The sequence below is a fragment of the Flavobacterium sp. LK-23 genome (assembly GCF_058135255.1).
Genome location: NZ_JBYUVT010000003.1, coordinates 397183 through 417794, shown reverse-complemented (window position 1 = coordinate 417794; position 20612 = coordinate 397183). Strand labels below are relative to the sequence as shown.

General features: G+C 33.4%; 20 protein-coding genes and 1 tRNA gene. 12 read left to right on the top strand and 9 right to left on the bottom strand.

Annotation, left to right across the window (positions count from 1 at the left end; translation table 11 throughout):
- Positions 1-193: 193 nt before the first annotated feature.
- The 11 genes from hisS (at position 194) to AC3Y25_RS07420 (ending at position 10306) form a co-directional block, all read left to right on the top strand.
- The gene (gene hisS, locus AC3Y25_RS07470) at positions 194-1621 is read left to right on the top strand and encodes a histidine--tRNA ligase (RefSeq protein ID WP_489902297.1); all 1428 of its coding nucleotides are present in this window, start codon (positions 194-196) and stop codon (positions 1619-1621) included.
- Positions 1622-1741: 120 nt separating this feature from the next.
- Positions 1742-1812 (top strand) — tRNA-Trp (locus AC3Y25_RS07465).
- A 491-nt stretch (positions 1813-2303) separates the two neighbouring features.
- A complete protein-coding gene (locus AC3Y25_RS07460; protein WP_379797042.1) occupies positions 2304-2882 on the top strand; it encodes a nucleotide exchange factor GrpE in 579 nt (192 codons plus the stop codon).
- Positions 2883-2951: 69 nt separating this feature from the next.
- Positions 2952-4061, top strand: a complete 1110-nt coding sequence (gene dnaJ, locus AC3Y25_RS07455; protein WP_095931836.1) for a molecular chaperone DnaJ — start codon at positions 2952-2954, stop codon at positions 4059-4061.
- 160 nt (positions 4062-4221) lie between these two features.
- Positions 4222-5151, top strand: a complete 930-nt coding sequence (locus AC3Y25_RS07450; protein ID WP_489902296.1) for an ABC transporter ATP-binding protein — start codon at positions 4222-4224, stop codon at positions 5149-5151.
- An 82-nt stretch (positions 5152-5233) separates the two neighbouring features.
- On the top strand, positions 5234-6550 hold the full coding sequence (locus AC3Y25_RS07445) for an ABC transporter permease (RefSeq protein WP_489902295.1): 1317 nt from the start codon (positions 5234-5236) through the stop codon (positions 6548-6550).
- 96 nt (positions 6551-6646) lie between these two features.
- Positions 6647-7810 carry a sigma-54-dependent transcriptional regulator gene (locus tag AC3Y25_RS07440; RefSeq protein WP_489902294.1) on the top strand — a complete coding sequence of 388 codons (1164 nt, stop codon included), beginning with the start codon at positions 6647-6649 and terminating at the stop codon, positions 7808-7810.
- A 102-nt stretch (positions 7811-7912) separates the two neighbouring features.
- A complete protein-coding gene (locus AC3Y25_RS07435) occupies positions 7913-8572 on the top strand; it encodes a DEAD/DEAH box helicase (RefSeq protein ID WP_489902293.1) in 660 nt (219 codons plus the stop codon).
- 94 nt (positions 8573-8666) lie between these two features.
- Positions 8667-8885 (top strand): putative signal transducing protein, encoded by a 219-nt coding sequence (locus tag AC3Y25_RS07430; protein WP_489902292.1) that lies wholly within the window; start codon positions 8667-8669, stop codon positions 8883-8885.
- A gap of 79 nt (positions 8886-8964) precedes the next feature.
- Positions 8965-9768 carry a Cof-type HAD-IIB family hydrolase gene (locus tag AC3Y25_RS07425; RefSeq protein ID WP_379797033.1) on the top strand — a complete coding sequence of 268 codons (804 nt, stop codon included), beginning with the start codon at positions 8965-8967 and terminating at the stop codon, positions 9766-9768.
- Between the two features lie 7 nt (positions 9769-9775).
- Positions 9776-10306, top strand: a complete 531-nt coding sequence (locus AC3Y25_RS07420; protein WP_489902291.1) for a GNAT family N-acetyltransferase — start codon at positions 9776-9778, stop codon at positions 10304-10306.
- An 81-nt stretch (positions 10307-10387) separates the two neighbouring features.
- On the opposite strand, the gene AC3Y25_RS07415 is transcribed toward AC3Y25_RS07420, so the two are convergent.
- Positions 10388-10912: a hypothetical protein gene (locus tag AC3Y25_RS07415; RefSeq protein WP_095931853.1), complete on the bottom strand. Its 525-nt coding sequence runs from the start codon at positions 10910-10912 to the stop codon at positions 10388-10390.
- Positions 10913-11400: 488 nt separating this feature from the next.
- Between AC3Y25_RS07415 and mtaB the strand changes: the two genes are divergently transcribed.
- Positions 11401-12735 carry a tRNA (N(6)-L-threonylcarbamoyladenosine(37)-C(2))-methylthiotransferase MtaB gene (gene mtaB, locus AC3Y25_RS07410; protein WP_489902290.1) on the top strand — a complete coding sequence of 445 codons (1335 nt, stop codon included), beginning with the start codon at positions 11401-11403 and terminating at the stop codon, positions 12733-12735.
- A gap of 182 nt (positions 12736-12917) precedes the next feature.
- Here the strand turns inward: mtaB and AC3Y25_RS07405 are convergent, their stop codons facing one another.
- From AC3Y25_RS07405 to AC3Y25_RS07370, 8 genes are all read right to left on the bottom strand, one after another.
- Positions 12918-13424 carry a hypothetical protein gene (locus AC3Y25_RS07405; protein WP_489902289.1) on the bottom strand — a complete coding sequence of 169 codons (507 nt, stop codon included), beginning with the start codon at positions 13422-13424 and terminating at the stop codon, positions 12918-12920.
- Positions 13425-13535: 111 nt separating this feature from the next.
- Entirely contained in the window at positions 13536-14252 is a 717-nt protein-coding gene (locus AC3Y25_RS07400) for a 3-ketoacyl-ACP reductase (RefSeq protein WP_095931102.1), read from the bottom strand.
- 114 nt (positions 14253-14366) lie between these two features.
- A complete protein-coding gene (locus tag AC3Y25_RS07395; RefSeq protein ID WP_489902288.1) occupies positions 14367-14954 on the bottom strand; it encodes an LURP-one-related family protein in 588 nt (195 codons plus the stop codon).
- A gap of 62 nt (positions 14955-15016) precedes the next feature.
- Positions 15017-17170 carry a vWA domain-containing protein gene (locus tag AC3Y25_RS07390; protein ID WP_489902287.1) on the bottom strand — a complete coding sequence of 718 codons (2154 nt, stop codon included), beginning with the start codon at positions 17168-17170 and terminating at the stop codon, positions 15017-15019.
- A gap of 71 nt (positions 17171-17241) precedes the next feature.
- The gene (locus tag AC3Y25_RS07385; protein ID WP_489902286.1) at positions 17242-18198 is read right to left on the bottom strand and encodes a hypothetical protein; all 957 of its coding nucleotides are present in this window, start codon (positions 18196-18198) and stop codon (positions 17242-17244) included.
- A gap of 2 nt (positions 18199-18200) precedes the next feature.
- Entirely contained in the window at positions 18201-18701 is a 501-nt protein-coding gene (locus AC3Y25_RS07380; RefSeq protein WP_489902285.1) for an RNA polymerase sigma factor, read from the bottom strand.
- Positions 18702-19042: 341 nt separating this feature from the next.
- Positions 19043-19879: a DUF6929 family protein gene (locus AC3Y25_RS07375; RefSeq protein ID WP_489902284.1), complete on the bottom strand. Its 837-nt coding sequence runs from the start codon at positions 19877-19879 to the stop codon at positions 19043-19045.
- A 28-nt stretch (positions 19880-19907) separates the two neighbouring features.
- Positions 19908-20402, bottom strand: a complete 495-nt coding sequence (locus AC3Y25_RS07370; RefSeq protein ID WP_489902283.1) for a hypothetical protein — start codon at positions 20400-20402, stop codon at positions 19908-19910.
- Between the last annotated feature and the right edge of the window lie 210 nt (positions 20403-20612).

Below are 20612 nucleotides of genomic sequence, written 5' to 3'. Positions count from 1 at the left end.
GTCACGAAAATACGGTTTTTGTTACAAGTTTGTTTTCGAAGTGTTATTATTTATTTTAAAAAGTAAGATATTTGCAGACGATTTGAGATTTTGAATAAAATCCAAATCAATAAGAAATTAATGTTAAAGATTTTTGAAGATAAAGATTAGAAAATAATCTAAAATCAGAAATCTAAAATCTAAAATAAAAGAGATGGCTTCAAAACCAAGTATACCAAAAGGAACAAGAGATTTTTCACCAGCAGAGGTGTCAAAACGTCAATATATTATTCAAACTATAAAAGCTAATTTCGAGAAATTTGGTTTTCAGCCAATCGAAACGCCTTCGTTTGAAAATTCAGATACCTTAATGGGGAAATATGGAGAAGAAGGAGATCGTCTGATTTTTAAAATCTTGAATTCAGGTAACTTTTTCTACAATAAAAGTAAAATTGAATTGCCAGAATCGATAGAAGAATTGCAATTAAATTCTGCTGAAAAAATTACTTTAGAACAAAGAATTGAGCTAAATAAATTTACAGGAAAAATTTCTGAGAAAGCGTTACGTTACGATTTGACAGTTCCGTTTGCAAGATACGTGGTACAGCACCAAAGTGAAATTGAATTTCCTTTTAAGAGATACCAAATCCAGCCAGTTTGGAGAGCAGATAATCCGCAAAAAGGACGTTTTAGAGAATTTTTTCAATGTGATGCCGATGTTGTAGGTTCAAAATCACTTTGGCAAGAAGTTGAGTTAGTTCAATTGTACGATACAGTTTTTACTTCTTTAGGTTTAGAAGGCGTTACAATTAAAATCAATAATAGAAAAATTTTATCTGGAATTGCTGAGGTAATTGGCGCTTCAGACAAATTAATCGATTTTACGGTTGCTCTTGATAAATTGGATAAAATTGGAGAAGACGGCGTAAAGAAAGAAATGATTGAAAAAGGAATTTCTGAGGAGGCTTTGGTAAAAGTACAGCCACTTTTTAGTTTCTCTGGAACTTTTGCAGACAAAATTGCACAGCTTTCAGAATTATTGTCATCTTCTGAAGAAGGTATGAAAGGCGTTGAAGAGCTTAAGTTTATATGTGACAATGTTGCTGAATTAGGACTTTTTACTGCGATTTTAGATTTAGATGTGACTTTAGCTCGTGGTTTAAATTATTATACAGGAGCTATTTTTGAAGTTGCAGCTCCAAAAACTGTTGCCATGGGTTCTATTGGTGGTGGCGGAAGATACGACGATTTGACGGGTATTTTTGGTTTAAAAAATATGAGTGGTGTCGGAATCTCTTTTGGATTAGATAGAATTTATTTGGTTTTAGAGGAATTGCAATTATTCCCTGAAACTGTTGCAGCTACTTCAAAAGCACTGTTTTTGAATTTTGGAGACAAAGAAGCGCTTTACGCTTCGCAGGCAATTCAGAAATTGAGAAAAGAAAATATAAAAGTAGAATTGTATCCTGATAGTGTAAAAGTTGGAAAACAATTTCAATATGCAGACAAACGTTTGATTCCGTTTGCAGTATTAGTTGGTGATCAGGAGATTAATTCAAACTCATATACGCTTAAAAATTTAGTGACAGGAGAACAGGTTTCTGTAGATTTCGAAGGATTGAAAAAAACTTTATCAAGTTAACTATCTGGAACAAAAGTTTTTGCTTTAGATTCCGCAGATTCAAAGGTTTTTCTTTTAAAATCTCTGCCTAAAATAGTTGCCAGAGAAGAAAAAAAACTTTTAATTTGCCAACCTTAAGTTACGGGCGTAGTTCAAGGGTAGAATAGCGGTCTCCAAAACCGTTGATGGGGGTTCGAATCCCTCCGCCCGTGCAAAAAAAAAGTTTTTTACCGCAAAGAACGCGAAGATTTTATCTTAGAATACTTTAAAAAACACAAAGTTCGCAAAGCTTATACAATACAAAGCTTTGCGAACTTTATTTTTATAAAGCTTAAGAGCGAAAAACTTAGCGTTTTTTGCGCTAATTTTTTTCGTTTTCAGCTTTTGTCATGAATACATTAAAGATGAAGAAACCATAAAAAAAAGCTTCGTCTCTATAGGCGAAGCTTTTTTTAATATAAGGTAAACTTGAATTAATAATTATTTAGAGGCCGAAGCCAACCCTTAAATTCAATTTTTGGTGGTAATAATTTATATTTATTGGTCTCAAAGATAACATAAACTAAAACGTAATAGTCTTAAAATTATAATAAATTTTTTCTGTGCAAATACGTTTTTTAAATGTCTCATAATTAATAAAGTGACAATTTGACATTTTATAAGATTTGGCAGTACTTTTGCAATCCAACAGAAAGAAATAAAAATGAAGTTTAAGAATATTTTTAAAAATAAAAGTAATATGACTACGGAAAATACAGAATTCGATCAGGAATTAGACGATGTAACGTTAGAGAACAATGCCAACGGAGAACAGTTAATTGTTGAAGAATTAAGTGTTGAGGAGCAATTAGCTAAAGACTTGGCTCACGAAAAAGATAAGTTTTTGAGATTATTTGCTGAATTTGAAAATTACAAAAAAAGAACTTCAAAAGAGCGTCTTGATTTATTTAAAACAGCAAATCAAGAGGTTTTATTGGCTATGCTTCCGGTTTTAGATGATTTTGACAGAGCGGCAGTAGAGATCAACAAGTCTGAGGATGAGAATTTGAAAAAAGGTGTTGAGTTGATTCACGAAAAACTGAAAAGTACTTTAGTTTCTAAAGGTTTAGAGCAAGTTGAAATTCAAGCAGGAGATGCTTTCAATGCTGATATTGCTGAAGCAATTACCCAAATTCCAGCGCCGTCTGATAAATTAAAAGGGAAAATTGTTGATGTTATTGAAAAAGGATACAAATTAGGAGACAAAATTATTCGTTACCCTAAAGTTGTAGTTGGAAACTAAAAAGCAAATAAAAATTCTGACTCCAATTTTGGATTTTGGAATTTTAGAATTTGGAATTTAAACCTAATTATGAAAAAAGATTTTTACGAAATACTAGGCATTTCAAAAAATGCTGATGCTGCCGAAATTAAAAAAGCGTATAGAAAAAGCGCGCTTAAATACCACCCTGATAAAAACCCAGGCGACAAAGAGGCAGAAGAAAACTTCAAATTGGCGGCAGAAGCTTATGAAGTTTTAAGTGATCCACAGAAAAAAGCGAAATACGATCAATATGGTCATCAAGCATTTGATGGCTCTGGCGGATTTGGCGGTGGCCACGGCGGTATGAATATGGATGACATTTTCAGCCAGTTTGGTGATATTTTTGGTGGCGGATTTGGCGGTTTCGGAGGCGGAGGCGGTGGCCCTCGTCGTGCGAAAGGAAGCAATCTTCGAATTAAAGTGAAATTAACTTTAGAAGAAATTGCAAATGGAGTGGAGAAAAAAGTAAAAGTAAAACGTAAAGTTCAGGCAAAAGGCGTAACGTATAAAACTTGTACGACTTGTAATGGTCAAGGACAAGTAATGCGTGTAACCAATACCATTTTAGGAAGAATGCAATCTGCATCTACTTGTCCTACTTGTGGTGGTTCTGGTCAGATTTTAGATAAAAAACCTTCTGAGGCAGATGCTCAAGGAATGGTTCAAGAAGACGAAACAGTATCAATTAAAATTCCTGCGGGAGTTGTTGATGGTATGCAGTTAAAAGTTGCTAACAAAGGTAACGATGCTCCAGGAAACAGTATTCCAGGAGATTTAATTGTCGCGATTGAAGAAGTTGAGCACGAATTCTTGAAGCGTGAAGGAGAAAACATCCATTTCGATTTATACATTAGTTTTCCTGAAGCAGTTTTGGGAGCTTCAAAAGATATTGAAGCAATCAACGGAAAAGTTCGTATTAAATTGGAAGAAGGAATTCAGTCTGGAAAAATCTTAAGATTGAAAGGAAAAGGAATTCCAAGTTTAAATGGTTACGGAAGCGGAGATTTATTAGTTCACGTAAACGTTTGGACTCCAAAAACATTAAATAAAGAGCAAAAACAATTCTTTGAAAATGCTTTGGCAGACGAACATTTTGTTCCAAGTCCAGAGAAATCAGAGAAATCGTTTTTTGAAAAAGTAAAAGATATGTTCTCATAATCTTAACTTCTTTTAAAGTTATAAAAAATTAAAAACCCATTCTAGTATAAATTAGAATGGGTTTTTTGCGTAATATGCCACAATTTCGCTTCGAATTATTTACTTTTACAGTCGCTGAACCGTAACAGGCAAAGTGACGCAGTAAATCCTTAAAAATAGCATGAGTAACTTACTTGAAGTACATAAAGTCGTAAAAAAATACGGCGATTATGTAGCACTTAACGAAGTTTCATTAAATGTGCCAAAAGGCAGTATATATGGACTTTTAGGTCCCAATGGAGCCGGAAAAACTTCCCTTATCAGAATTATAAACCAAATTACATTGCCAGATAGTGGCGAAGTAATTTTGGATGGAGAAAGATTGCAACCCAAACATGTGCAAACTATCGGGTATCTTCCAGAAGAAAGAGGTTTGTACAGTTCGATGAAAGTGGGAGAGCAATGTTTGTATCTGGCTCAAATGAAAGGCCTTTCTAAGGCTGAAGCCAAAAAACAATTGGATTATTGGTTTGACCGATTAGGAATTCAAGGCTGGTGGAACAAGAAAATTCAGGAACTTTCTAAAGGAATGGCACAGAAAATTCAGTTTGTGGTTTGTGTTTTGCATAAACCAAAATTGCTAATTTTAGATGAGCCCTTCTCCGGATTTGATCCTGTAAATGCAAATGTTATTAAAGATGAAATTTTGGCATTGAAAGAACAAGGTTCTACTATTATTTTTTCGACGCACAGAATGGAAAGTGTAGAAGAGCTTTGTGAAAACATTGCTTTAATTCACAAATCAAATAAATTGATCGAAGGGAAAGTGGCAGATGTGAAACGTCAGTTTAGAACCAATAGTTTTGAAGTGGGAATTTTGACCAATAATGTTGAAGGTTTGATGTACGATATCACTCAAAAGTTCACGGTTTCGCCTGCTAATTTTAAATCGCTAAATGATGATTTGAAATTAAATATTCAGATTGGAAATGCAAGTCCAAACGAATTATTGAATATTTTAACACAACGTGGACAAGTAACACATTTCGTAGAAAAAATTCCGAGCATAAACGATATTTTTATCCAAACGGTAACAGAGAATAAAGTTTAGATTTCAGATTTTAGATTTTAGAGTGAAAACTAAAATCGAAATCGGGAATCTAAAATCAACAATCTAAAATCTAAAATTATAAATGAGCATCATCTCGTTGATTATAAAAAGAGAATTTATTGCCAAAGTCCGCAATAAATCTTTTGTTGTCATGACATTTTTGAGTCCGCTTTTATTTGTGGCGATTGCTGTTTTTATTGGCTATTTAAGCTCGATGAAAGCAGAAACAAAAAGAATTGCAATTCATGACGAAACCGGACTTTTTGCATCTGATTTTTTAAAAGAAAATAAAAAAGGAGCCGAATTCAAATATTTAAATTTATCTGAAATTGATGTAAAGGCTTTAAAAGACAGCATTACAAAAGAAAATTTCAACGGACTAATTGTTATTCCGAAAACAAAAAATATAAAAGATTTAGAAAGTAAAATTGAATTTATTTCTAATAATAGTCCGAGCATTTCTTTTATTGAAAACACTCAAGATATCATTGGAAATAAAATTACAAAACTAAATCTGGAAGAAGCTAAACTAGACACTTTGGCCATTCAGAAAGCGCAGTCAGATGTAAATATTCATTTGATTAAAGCTTCTGGAGAAGAAAGTCTGAAAGGTTTAAATGAAATTAAAATCGGAATCGGAGGCGCATTTGGTTACTTGATCATGATGTTTATTATCATTTACGGAAATATGGTAATGAGAAGCGTAATCGAAGAAAAAACAAACAGAATTATCGAAATCATTATTTCATCTGTAAAACCATTTCAGTTGATGATTGGTAAAATTGTAGGAACATCATTGGCTGGGATTTTACAATTTATGATTTGGGCGATAATTGGATTAGGATTGATGTTTGCAGCTTCAGCTTTTTTTGGAGTGAATGTTGGTCCGACAGCCAGAATTTCTCCAGAATTAATGCAAAGTGCGCAGCACGAATTTGCTGGATCAGCGCAAATGTATATTGCTGAATTATGGAATTTGCCAATTGCAAGTATCATAATCGGATTTGTGATTTATTTTATTGGAGGATATTTTTTATATAGCTCATTTTACGCAGCAATTGGAGCGGCAGTTGACAATCAAACCGATTCTCAGCAATTTTTGCTGCCAATTTTAATGCCTCTGATTTTGAGCGTCTATATCGGATTTTTTACAGTAGTAAACGATCCGCATGGAAGTGTTGCGGTTATTTTTTCAATGATTCCGTTAACTTCGCCAATTGTAATGCTAATGCGTATTCCGTTTGGTGTGCCGTGGTGGCAAATCGCAATTTCGGTATCATTATTGTTTGCTACCTTTTTCCTTCTGGTTTGGTTTGCTGCCAAAATTTACCGTGTAGGTATTTTAATGTACGGCAAAAAACCGACGTGGAAGGAATTGTATAAGTGGCTAAAATATTAACTTGAGATTCTAAGATTCTAAGTTTCTGAGATGCTAAGATTTTAGCTAAAAAACTCAGAATCTTAGCATCTTAGTATCTTAGTATCTTTAAAAAGAATGAGTAAAATACTAATTATTGAAGACGAAGCGGCGATCAGAAGAGTTTTGGTAAAAATATTATCAGAAGAAAATGATGCATATCAAGTTGATGAAGCTGAAGATGGTGTTGCGGGACTTGAAAAAATAAAAAACAACGACTATGATTTGGTTTTGTGTGATATCAAAATGCCAAAAATGGACGGTGTTGAGGTTTTGGAAGAAGTAAAAAAGATCAAACCAGAAATCCCGATGGTGATGATCTCGGGGCACGGTGATATGGAAACTGCGATTCAGACCATGCGTTTGGGAGCTTTTGATTATATCTCAAAACCGCCAGATTTGAACCGTTTATTGAATACGGTTCGTAATGCTTTGGATAAAAAACAATTAGTAGTTGAAAATAAAATCCTGAAGAAAAAAGTTAGCAAAAACTACGAAATGATTGGTGACAGCGAATCGATTAATCATATTAAAGTGATGATTGATAAGGTGGCGCAAACAGAAGCTAGAGTTTTGATTACTGGACCAAACGGAACAGGAAAAGAATTAGTGGCGCATCAGTTACATGAAAAAAGCGAGCGTTCTAGTTTTCCGTTAATTGAAGTAAACTGTGCTGCAATTCCGAGCGAATTGATTGAAAGCGAATTGTTCGGACACGTAAAAGGTGCTTTTACATCGGCAGTGAAAGATCGTGCCGGAAAGTTTGAAGCAGCAGACAAAGGAACTATTTTCTTAGATGAAATTGGAGATATGAGTCTTTCGGCGCAAGCTAAAGTTTTGCGTGCTTTGCAAGAAAGTATGATTACGAGAGTTGGTGCTGATAAAGATATTAAAGTTGATGTTCGTGTTGTTGCAGCAACAAATAAAGATCTGAAAACAGAAATTGCAGAAGGCCGTTTCCGTGAAGATTTATACCATCGTTTGGCTGTGATTTTAATTAAAGTTCCGCCATTAAATGAAAGACGTGATGATATTCCGGCTTTGATTTCGCATTTTGCAGAAAAAATAGCTTTAGAGCAAGGAAATGTGGTTAAGTCGTTTTCGGCGCAAGCCATAAAATTATTGCAAGAATACGATTGGACAGGAAATATTCGTGAACTTCGAAATGTAGTAGAAAGATTGATTATTTTGGGAGGAAACGAAATCTCAGAATCAGATGTGAAAATGTTCGCAAGCAAATAAAGTGCTTCGCGCTTTAGGCTATAAGCTTTAGGCTTTAAGCTTTTATAGAAATTAAATAATTTTTGCTTACAGCGTATAGCTTAAAGCTTAAAGCTCAAAAAAATGAAACTAAAAAAAATAAACGAGAAATTACAAGACGGATTAGTTGAAAATGGTTTAACGGAAGCGAATGCTTTGCAGTTGGAAACTTTTTCAACCATAAAAAGTGGTGCTGATTGTATAATTATTTCTCCAAAAGGAAGTGGAAAAACAACAACGATTGTTTTAAATGTGATTCAGCAATTGGCTGGTAAAACGGAAGAATCGCCACGCGCTTTAATTATTGTGGAAGACAAAGCAAAGGTTTTGGAAATGGTTGAGCTTTTTGAGAAGTATGGGAAATACACCAATTTGGAAGTTTATGGTGTAAACGAAAAAGGCGACATGGATTATGATAAAAACTACGTTTCTACAGGAATCGACGTTTTAATTGGTACGCCAACTAAATTAAATGACATGTTTAGTACAGCGGGTTACAATGTAAATCGTTTAAAAATGTTTATTTTGGATGATGCAGATCCGATCTTGAAATTACGCCATGATCCAAAAATCACACGTATTTCAAATAGTATTGCCAAAGTGCAACGAATTATCTTTTCTGAAACTCTGACAGAGCGTATTGAAATTTTGGCAGATAAAATCATGGTTGAGCCTTATTTGTTTGATATGGATGAAGATGGGGAAGAGCTTGATGAAGACGAAGACGATATTGAAGAAGAATAATTTACAATAAAGTTTTTAGTCCCGGTTTTCAGTCTCAGTAACTGAAAAGCGGGATTTTTTGATTTAGAAATTAATAGAATAAAAATATAGAGTTATGGGATTAATGAAAGTATTTTCTGGAAGTGAAGTATTAGCAATTGCTTTGCAGGAAAGATTACAAGAAGCTGGAGTAGAAACAGTAAAAAAAGACAATATTCAATCTGCACGTTTAGGAGGTTTTGGCCAGACAGATTTGGCAATTGAAGTATTTATACAAGAAACAGATTTTGCAAAAGCAAATCCTGTTATAGAAGAGTTTAGAATGAGTCTTTAAAAGTTGTCAGTTTTCAGTCGCAGTTTTTCAATAGTTATTGAGACTGCGACTGAAAACTGCGACTGAAAACTAAAAAAAAATGCAATACAAAATGTTAGTGCTCGACATGGATGACACCTTGTTGACAGACGATCACAGAATATCAGATTTAAATAAAAAAGTAATATTAGAAGCGCAAGCAAAAGGCGTTTATGTTGTTTTGGCTTCTGGAAGACCGACTACCGCAATGACAGCTTATGCAAAGGAGTTGGAATTAGATAAAAACGATTCGTATATGATTTCGTTTAACGGCGCAATAATCAGCCGTGTGAAAGATGATTTAGTTTTGTTTGAACAAAAGTTGACTGTAGAGCAAATTCATGCATTATACGATTATAGTGTAAAAAAGAATGCGCACATCATTACGTATTTAGATGACCAAATCATTAGCGAAACAGATTCTGAATATATTGAGGTAGAAAAAGAAATCACGGGAATGGCACATCTTAAAGTTTCGAGCTTTAAAGATTATGTAGATAGACCAGCGGTTAAATGTATTTTGCTGCAAGATCCAGCTTATTTAAAAACCTTGGAAAAAGATTTAATGGAGGCTATGCCACATTTAAGTGTTTCGATGTCTAAACCATTTTTCTTAGAAGCGGCACAGCAAGGCATTGATAAAGCTGCGAGTTTGAAACTTTTGGCAGAAAAGCTGGGTATTCATCAAAGTGAGATTATCGCCGTTGGAAACGCAGGAAATGACTTGACAATGATAGAATATGCAGGTTTAGGAGTTTGGGTAGATAATGTGAATCCTGAATTGCGTGATCGAGCAGATTTAATCGTAGCTTCAAATAATGATGATGGTGTTGCTGAAGTGGTGCAAAAATATATTTTAAATTAAATAAAAGATGAAAAATCCAATTGAAACAGAGCGTTTGCTTTTACGAGAATTAGAACTTTCTGATGCAGAAGGAATGTTTGAATTGGATTCTAATCCAAATGTGCATTTATTTGTCGGCAATAGACCTGTAAAACATATTGACGAAAGCATTGAATATATCAAATTTGTTCAAAAACAATACAAAGATCTTGGTACAGGAAGATGGGCTGTTGTTCTTAAGGAAACTAACGAATTTATTGGCTGGTCTGGAATCAAATTTATTACAGACGAGATAAATAATCATAAAAACTTTTATGAGTTAGGATATCGTTTTATCGAAAAGCATTGGGGAAAAGGTTATGCTACAGAAGCAGGAAGAGCTTTTATTGATCATGCTTTTAATGAAATGAAAGTAGAAGTGCTTTATGCTTATGCAGATGCAGGAAACGAAAACTCAAGAAAAATTCTGGAGAAATTAGGATTTCATTTTGTAAATTCTTTTGAATACGATGAAGAATTAGAAGTTTGGTACGAACTTAAGAATCCAAACAGAATTTAAATAAAAAACGAATTCCAAATCTTTACATACTTAAAAGTCAGTAAAGATTTGGAATTAATTAAGAAGTAATATTTGAAAATATTATTTTTTAGCTACAGAAACAAAATATTTATTTCCGTCACCCATAGTTAATTTTACACGCTCGTCGCAAAGATCGATTGCAAAATTGGCACTTTCGTAACAGCTGCAAGTCGTATTTTTGTCTTTAGACATTTCTGTTTTACAGTTGTTGTTTTTAAAGCTTGCTAATTGTGGAGTGTATAAACTAACTAAATCAGTAGAAGCGGTTACTAAAGAAATGATACTTGCAGAATTGTTATTTGTAATTCTGTATACAATTCTATCGGTATAATTTACTTCGTTAACTGTTACTTTACGAATGTAGGTATAAGCTGTAGATCCTTCACCAGGTTCTTTAACTTCAAACTTAAACCCAACTGCACGAATAGCAACATCAAATTGCTGTTGTGAGTTAAAGCTTGCCCAAGTCGTCAATGTGCTAATAGTAGGAAATGGATTTGCATTTGCGGCTGGAGCATTAGTTTGCGCTTGCGAACTAAATACGGTTAAGAACATCAAGCAGATTGTGGGTAAAAATGCTTTCATAAAGCGTGGTATTTGTATTTTAATTTTGCCTACTCTCTTTGGTTTTCGGCTTTCCCATTTCATTTTGTAACACAAAACAACAACATAACGAGTAAAATTCAAAATTGTTATGCCCGAATTATTATTAAATTAATTAAAGCGTATCAAAATTCTTTAATCTCAACTAATTTTGAATTACATTCATAACAATGGTAAATGTAAGAAATTTAGAATTTAAAACCGAGAAAAATGTATTTAATCGATAAAATTTGCATTTAATCGATTATTTTGTCATTTAATTCTTATCAGAGTGTTAAAATTTCAAGAATATCAGGTTCAGATTTTTTTTTTAATAAAAATAGAAAAAAATAGCTTTCGAATGTTTTTAAATTAACATTAGTGTCAAATTATTGATTCGAAGTAAATTAATTGCTTTCTTTTGATGAATATTGTTTGTAAATTTGCAGCCTTAAATTTTTTGACAACGATTTCATTAATTTAAGCAGATTATGGAAAACAGAAAAAAAGTTGCCTTTTATACACTGGGTTGTAAACTGAATTTTTCAGAGACTTCTACAATTGCCAGAAATTTTAATGACGAAGGTTTTGACCGCGTCGATTTTGAAGAAATAGCAGATATCTATGTTATCAATACTTGCTCTGTAACAGAAAATGCAGATAAGCAGTTTAAGCAGGTAGTTAGAAAAGCAATGAAGCTGAATGATAAAGCATTTGTTGCTGCTGTTGGCTGTTATGCACAATTAAAACCTGAAGAATTAGCGGCAGTAGACGGTGTTGATTTGGTCTTGGGCGCAACAGAAAAATTCAAAATTACAGACTATATCCATGATTTGAGCAAAAACGATATGGGGGAAGTTCACTCATGCGAAATTGCTGAAGCCGATTTCTACGTTGGAAGTTATTCTATTGGAGACCGTACCAGAGCATTCTTAAAAGTTCAAGACGGTTGCGATTATAAATGTACCTATTGCACAATTCCGTTGGCAAGAGGAATTTCCAGAAGTGATGCTTTAGAAAATGTTTTAAAAAATGCCAAAGAAATTTCGGCTCAAAATATCCGTGAAATTGTTTTAACGGGTGTAAATATTGGTGATTACGGAAAAGGCGAATTCGGAAACAAAAAACACGAACATACTTTTCTAGATTTAGTTCAGGCTTTAGATAAAGTAGAAGGAATTGAGCGTTTGAGAATTTCGTCTATCGAACCGAATTTATTGAAAAATGAAACGATCGAATTTGTTTCTAAAAGCAGAACTTTTGTACCGCATTTTCATATTCCGTTGCAATCAGGAAGCAATGATATTTTGAAATTGATGAAACGCCGTTATTTACGTGAAGTTTATATTGACCGTGTCAATAAAATTCGCGAAGTAATGCCACACGCTTGTATTGGTGTCGATGTGATTGTTGGTTTTCCTGGAGAAACAGATGAACACTTTTTAGAAACGTATCATTTCTTAAATGAATTGGATATTTCGTATTTACACGTTTTTACGTATTCAGAAAGAGATAATACTGAAGCTGTTGATATGGAAGGCGTAGTTCCTTCAAATGTTAGAGCAAAACGCAGTAAAATGCTTCGCGGTTTGTCGGTTAAAAAACGCCGTGCTTTTTACGAAAGTCAATTGGGAACAAATAGAACGGTTCTTTTTGAAAGTGAAAACAAAGAAGGATACATTCACGGATTTACAGAAAATTACGTAAAAGTAAAAACACCTTGGAATCCAGAATTGGTAAATACTTTACAAGAAATCAATTTGACAAAAATAGACGAAGACGGAAGTGTACGTTTGGAGTTTTTGAATAAATTGGCGGAAGCTTAATTTTTTTAAGATAATCCAAAAGTTACCACATAGTTTGTCATTTCGACGAAGGAGAAATCTCCGCAAGTAACTCCACAACGAAAATCCAATCTTTGTCGAGCTTCTAGTGAAGATTTCTCCTTCGTCGAAATGACAAAAAACAGAAAAACCCTTTGTAAAAAGGGATTTTCTGTTTTTATAAATTATTCATTTTCCTGAACAATCAATTTCAAAGAATTAATATAATCGGTATCAAATTCTATAACTCGAATTTTTTCGGGATTAAAACTTAATTCTCCGCCAAACTGACCTTGCGTATCTAAAAAATCGATAGTCAATTCTTCCTCATTTAATTCGATTAATTTTCCTAGATAAGCAGATTTAGAAGATTTTTTTGCAATCTGAAAAATGCCATATTTCTCAGAAATAAATTTAATGATCGAAGCCAAATCTTTAATCGGGATAATATCATCAGAATTAATTTTTAATCCTTTCATGCGGATTACTTTTTCTGTGAAGGCCAAATCGTGATCTCGGTTAACAGCTTCAATGTTTTTATTTCTCAAAATAACAAAACCATCCAAAATAAAATCGACAGGGTTATTTCGAAGCAAAATCCATTCATCAGAATAATCAATAAGAAATCCAGAGAAAATCTGTTTTTTATCCTGAAATTCTATTTCGACCAATTGTCTTAAATATTGTTCCATCATGTTTTTTTAAAATTCCAATAATTAAATTCCAAATTCCAATATTTAAATTCCAAACTCCAATTACTTTGAGATTGGAATTTGGAATTTCAAAAAATTGGATTTTATTCTTTATGGGTTAGTAGACCAGATGCTGCTATTTTTAATAAACACTCTTCGGTTTAATTTTAATTGAGCAATGATTAAATCTGCCATATCTTCAGACTGCATTACTTTTTCTGGGTTTCCGTCAGTCAGATTTAGATCTTTTGCCATGTCAGTTGCAACTGTACTTGGCGTTAAAGCCGTAACACGAATATTGTGTTTTCTCATTTCCTGCATCAAAGAATCGGTTAAGCCTAAAACAGCAAATTTAGAAGCACTGTAAGCACTTGTCAAAGCGTTTCCGTTTAATCCAGCAGTTGATGAAATATTGATAATATCTCCAGTTTGTCTTTCGATCATATTTGGGATAATGGCACGAGTAGTGTAATACGTTCCCATTAAATTTACCTGAATAATTCTTTCCCAAGCTTCTGGCTCTAATTCTAAGAATTTTCCAAAAGAAGCAATTCCAGCGCTATTGATTAAAATGTCAATGCTTTTAAATTCTGCAATAGCTTTTTCAACAGCAGAATTGATAGAACTGATGTCAGAAACATCGGCAGACAAAGCCAAAGTTTTTACGCCCAGTTTAGCAGTTTCTTCTGCCAGTTGATCGATATCACTTTTTGTTCTCGAAACTAAAATTAGATTTACGCCTTCTTTAGCCAAAGCAATTGCTACAGCTTTTCCAATTCCTTTTCCTGCGCCCGTAATAAAGGCATTTTTATTTTTTAAGTCGGTCATGATTGTATTTTTAGAAATGCAAAAAGCATCATTTTAAGTCTTACAAAAATAAGGTTTTGAAAACTAAAATGATGCTTTAAAAGATATTCTTAATCTAAGTTTAACAACTTTCTGTTATTCTTTCAGAACCATGTCTATACACATTACGGCTCCTAAAATTAACTGTCTCAACGGACTATCGGCTGCTACTGTCTCTTCAATTTGAAGTGCATAATTATCAGCACTTGTAAAAAACTCTTTTCCTAATCCAGCCCATTTTTTATTTACTTGCGCTAATTGTTTGCCTTCATGAGAGAATTTAAAATCCCAACCAGTCCATTTTCCTTGAAGCGTTGCAACTGGTTTTTCGTTTTTATCCAGGATATCAAACTTTCCTCCAATAGAAAAGAATTTTTGTTTGAAAGTTCCAACCAAACGATCTTTTTCGTCCAAAACTTCAACGGTCGATCTAAAGATGGCAACACCTCTTCTTACTGTTATTAATTTTTCTCCAGAAGCAGTTGTAATTTCAACATTAAATGGAGTGGCTCTTTTATAATCTGTAAAACGAAATACTTTGGTGAAAAAACCAAGATTGTTTTCTCGGCAGTTCATTATAATTTGATTGGTTTCTGGGTGATAAATATCGTAATTGTTTGCAGCTTTGAACATTCCAACATGTTCTTTTACTAAAAATAGATTTTGGCTTAAAATAGGATTCATACGTGTGTAAAATAAGTTTTAAAAATGAAGCGGCAAATGTAATATAATATTTATTAATTATACTATTTAGAAGTTTCAACCAAACGAATAAATTCGGCTTTATAACCTTCGCCATCATTTGAATTTCCTTGTTTGGCTAATTTTATAATTTCTTTCGAAGATTTGTCAGCGATTAATTTTGAATCTCGCAGTTTCAATCCGAACCAAGCTACGGCAGAACTAAATTTCATATCATCACTTGCTTTTTCTAAAATCACCGATTTGTTTTCGATTACCTGAACCATTTCGATGCTTTTATCACCATCAGGCTTTTTGTAACGGAATTTTATTGTAGCCAATTCATTGCTGTAATTAGTAGAACTATTTTCTGTTTTAGTATATTTTAGAGCATCTGGCTGTTCTGCTAAATAATCACTTTTTACTCCAGTTGGAATAATTTCATACAAAGCTGTAACCGTATGATTGCTGCCCAATTCTCCTGCATCAATGGCGTCGTTTTTAAAATCTTCTGGACGCAATTTTCTGTTTTCATAACCAATTAATCTATACGCCTGAACTTGTTTTGGATTAAATTCAATCTGGATTTTTACATCTTTCGCGATAGCAAACATCGAACCTTTGAATTCTTTTCCTAAAAAACGATTGGCTTCTTGAATGTTATCGATGTAAGCATAATTTCCGTTTCCTTTATCAGCCAAAATTTCCATTTTGCTGTCCTTGTAATTTCCCATTCCGTAACCTAAACAAGTTAAGAAAACGCCTGTTTTTCTTTTTTCTTCAATTAATTTTTCCATATCAGAATTAGAAGAACTTCCAACGTTAAAATCTCCGTCGGTAGCCAAGATTACTCTGTTGTTTCCGCTTTTAATGAAATTTTCAGTTGCAATCTTATAAGTCAATTCAATTCCTGCTCCGCCGGCCGTACTTCCTCCAGCTTGCAAATTATCCAATGCATTAATAATTGTTTTTTTCTCATCTCCAGAAGTTGGCGGTAAAACCATTCCCGCAGCACCCGCGTAAACTACAATTGCTACTTTATCTTTTGATCTTAATTCGTTAACCAGAATTTTTAATGATTGTTTTAATAAAGGCAATTTGTTCATGTCTTCCATAGATCCAGAAACATCAATCAAGAAAACAAGATTTGAAGCGGGTAAATCTTCAGTTGGAATGTTTTTTCCTTGTAAGCCAATTTTCAAGATTTTGTTATTGGAGTTCCAAGGCGAATCGCTCACTTCGGTATTGATCGAAAATGGATTTTCGTTTTTGGGCTGTGGATAGGTATATTTAAAGAAATTAACCATTTCTTCTACACGAACGGCATCTTTTGGAACTTGCTGTCCGTTGTTTAAAAAACGTCTGATATTGGTGTACGAAGCATTATCGACATCTATAGAAAAAGTAGAAAGCGGTGCTGTTTTCGGACTTTCAAAATCATTCTCTACAAAAGCATCATAATCTTCCTGAGTTGGTTCAGTCGGAATTGGCATAATGTTTAATTTTTTGTCCAATTCTTTTTCTGAAAGGTTTTTGTAGATTTCATTTTTGGTTGAAATTACTACAACACCATTTGAAGCTTTGTTTCCATAAATCGAAGTTGCCGCTTGGTCTTTTAAAACCGAAACATTATCAATATCATTCGGATTAATTTTTGCCATTTGATTGGCTTTCACTTTAACTCCGTCAACAATATACATCGGTTCGTTTTTTGGAGAAATTGTAGCATTTCCGCGAATAGCAATTGGAGCTGGCATAGCAGAATATGCGATAGAATTTTGAGTTTGAATTCCTGCAACTTTTCCTTTAAGTGCCTGCTTCGCGTCTTTTTTCTCTCTCTTTCTTTCGGCACGAGCATAACTTCGGTCTTCATATTCAGAATGGGCAGTTCCATAGCCCACAACTACAACTTCGCTTAAAGTCTGATTATCTGGAAGAAGTTTTATATTAATAATATTTGAGTTCTGAATCTTTTGGCTTTGGCTTTTGTATCCAATGAAGCTGAAAACTAGCATATCGCCAGTTTTGGCTTGAATGCTGTATTGACCATCAAAATTGGTGTAAGTATTAGCTTTTGTGGTCTGATTTATAACGGTTACACCTGGAAGCGGCTGTTTTGTTTCATCTGAAATGATTCCCGTAATTGTTCTTTCTTGTGCCATGGTTACGAAACATATAAGCATAGCAATGGCTGATGAAATAAGTTTTAGACTTTTCATGATAATAAGTTTTAGGATTAATGTTTTGATTTTTGCTTTGTCAAAGCAGCAGACTTTGACAAAGCATAAGATTATTTTTTCGGAGCTGGTTTTCCGTTTTTAGTAGTGATTATAAGAACTCCTTTTTTTCCTCGTTCGCCGTATTTAGAAGTGGCTTCGAGGTCTTGTAAAATAGTTATGGTTTTAATTTCCTGTTTGTCTAAAGGCGCATAAGGACTTGTTGGGTTTTTGCCAAATAAATCTTCTTCAGAATAATAGATACCGTCGATAATGTACAAAGGATCATCTAAAACTACTAGAGACTCCACATTTTCAGGCTGTAAATTAGACATTTCGGCCTGCATCATTTTGTCTCTTTTAGCATCGTCACTGTGTGCCATAGCATTTCCGTTAAGAATTACCAAAGGAGCATTTTTCTTAGCTTTTTGAGCGGGTGCGGCTGCGTAAGCAACTTTCGCAGATTGTTTTTCTAGATAACTTCTTTCTTCTACGGCATCTTTTTTTGAAGAACTAGCATCTTCTTCATCAAAACTTTCACTTATTGCGACTTTTGCAGGAATAGTAGCTTCGGCTTCAATTTTTGGTGCTGCAACAGCTTGGACTGGTTCTGCTTTAGGAATCATTGTTTCTTGAATCGCAACTCGTTCTTTATTTTTGGTTTGATTTTCTAAAATTTTAACAGCTTCTTCGTTAGAAACTATTTCTGAATCTGAAGATGGAGTTGCGACTTTTTTATCTAAAATGGGTTTTTCAGATTGTTTGGTTTCTTTTGCATCAAAAACCACTTTTGGAGTTTCTGTTACAGTTTCTTTATCTGAATTTAAAAATTGATATCCTAAAGAAATAAGTAAAAGAAGAGAAGCCGCAATTGCAATTTTCTTCCATAAAGCGATTGTTTTTTTATCTTCTTTTTTGTCCAGTTTTTCTTCAACACGCGACCAGACTTTTTCCATTCCTGGAAAGTCTTGAAACTCGGCTTTTTGCGAAGCTTCTTTTATTTTATCGAATAATTTATCTTGATTGTCCATGACTATTTTGCTTTTTGATAATACAGTTTATTAACCAGTTCTTTCAGTTTGGTCTTAGCGGCATTCAATTGTGATTTTGAGGTGCCTTCAGAAATCTTTAGCATTTCGGCTATTTCTTTATGAGAGTAACCTTCAATAACAAAAAGGTTAAAAACAGTTTTACAGCCGTCAGGAATGTGGTTTAATAAATTAAGTAGATCTTCTTCTTCCAACGTATTCAGTTCATCGGCAGAAGGCTGAGAAATCAGCTTTATGTCGTCTAAATACATGTTGAAATTGGTTGCTTTTCTAATCGTCGCCAAACAATGATTTACAGTTATTCGTCTAGCCCAAGCTTCAAAAGCATAAGCTTCTTTTAATTGATCCAGTTTGGTGAAAATAGTGAAGAAAGCATCGGCTAATGCTTCTTCAATTTCTTCTTCCTTTTTTAAATATCTTTTGCAAAGGCGGTACAACTTTGGCGCCATGTATTCGTACACCTCACGCTGTGCGTCGCGGTGCATTTTTTTACAATTTGCTATTTGAGTTTCGTTTATCACAATTGTTGTCTTTCTTGTATAGAGAGATAAAAAGATAAAAAGGTTGGGACAGGGGTAAAAAAATATTAAAATATTTTTTTTGAGTTCAAAGTTACAAAGTTACAAAGTTACAAAGTTACAAAGCTACAAAGGTTTTATTCTATACGCGAACTGCAGTGCGTCTACGAAAAGAATATCAAATTATGGATTCTCTCATTTTAGACGCACTCTCTACGTTAATATTGTAATCAAAATATTTTGTGTTTCTCTGCGAAAATCTTTGTGAATCTTTGTGTAATAGCTCTTTCGCTAAGATTCGCAAAATATTATTTAATCGGTAATGTCAATTTATAAATCTTTGTTTCTAAAAGCTCTGTGTCATTGTCTTCGCAAAGCAAAAACTCGATTTTATTATTTTCTTTTTTATATAAAGTCAGACCTTCAAATTTGTTGGTTGCCGTTATTTTTTGAGTGAAATCTATTTTCATCGTTTTAACGTCGATTCTTCCAATGAAACTTCCTAAAATTTCTCCATCATCGTAAGTTGATTTGGTATCTTCGGCAGTTGAAAGGAAATAGATTTTATCATCGACTAAAACAGCATCGGTAAAACTGGAACGGACGCCTTTTATTTTTGGCAGTTTGTAATTGACAGAAATCAGCGCAAATTCTTCTCCTAGATTTTTGGCGTGAATGGTAAAAATGGTGTTTTTGTTGGTAGCGCCATTTCCTCGATTGAATAAATACCAGTTTTCTCCGTCGAAAATAGCGCCTTCCAGATTAAAATCTTCGGGTTTTATTTCTCCGAAATTCTGCATTACCCCATACAAATCGACTAAATTATTTTTTTGTAAAACCGTTTTTGATTTAATATCAAATTCAATCATTTTATTTCGGTTTTCGGTTGAACCAGAACCAAAAACATACAATGTGTCGTTATGATGCGTTAGGGATTCAAAATCAGGTTTTAGATTTTTCGGAATATTTTGCATCGGATTATCAATTAAAGCGTGTTGATTTAATTGCTGATTCTGCATATTGTATTCGTAAAGGAATCCGCTGTTGTCGCCAATTACATAAAGTGCGTCATTATTATAAAATAAACCTGATGCCGAACCGATTCCGATGATTTGAAATAATATTTCTAATGTAAATTTTTCCATGAATTTTGTTTTGAGAGCTTCTGTTATTTTATTTTTTTTGTTTTACTGATTTCGAGTTATTAACTAACTCCATTGTCGCTTTATTTACAGCTTCACTTATTTTTATTAAAGAGTTTGAAACAATACATTCTGCAACACTTATATAGACTAAATTATCGTCGTCTGTCAAAATTTGATTATCCCAATCGGCTTGGCTTGAACTGTTCATCCCGTAGATTAAATATACAGGAGTTCCTTCGCTATAAAGTCTAGCAGTTATTTCTACAGCTCTTTTGATAATTGCTTTTTCGATATCTTTCTGTTTCTCTGCATATTCAATTCTTGAAACACATTGGTATAGGGAACAGAATTTTACATTTTTCTTTTCAGGAATAAGACCTCTTGTTCCTTCAATTGACTTTAAATCCTCGTAACATTTTCCATATACTTTAATTAAAGCTTTTTCAGGATTTGAGTAATTTCCATCTTGACAGTAAGACTTATTTAAGAAAAGTAAAAATACAATTAGAAATATCTTTTTCATTATGAATTTGAAATACTTGAATTGTTATTTTGAAAATGAGTGTCTAGCCCTGATAGAAATGGAAATACTTTGAAAAGAAATTGCATTTTTTCCTGACATAAGAAAGCGACCAACGGAAGCTCTTGTTATGGCTTTGGAAAAAAGCAATTTATTGAAAAGTATTGCAATGAATAGCAGGAATATGCTTCGTAAAATTACTATATTTATAAG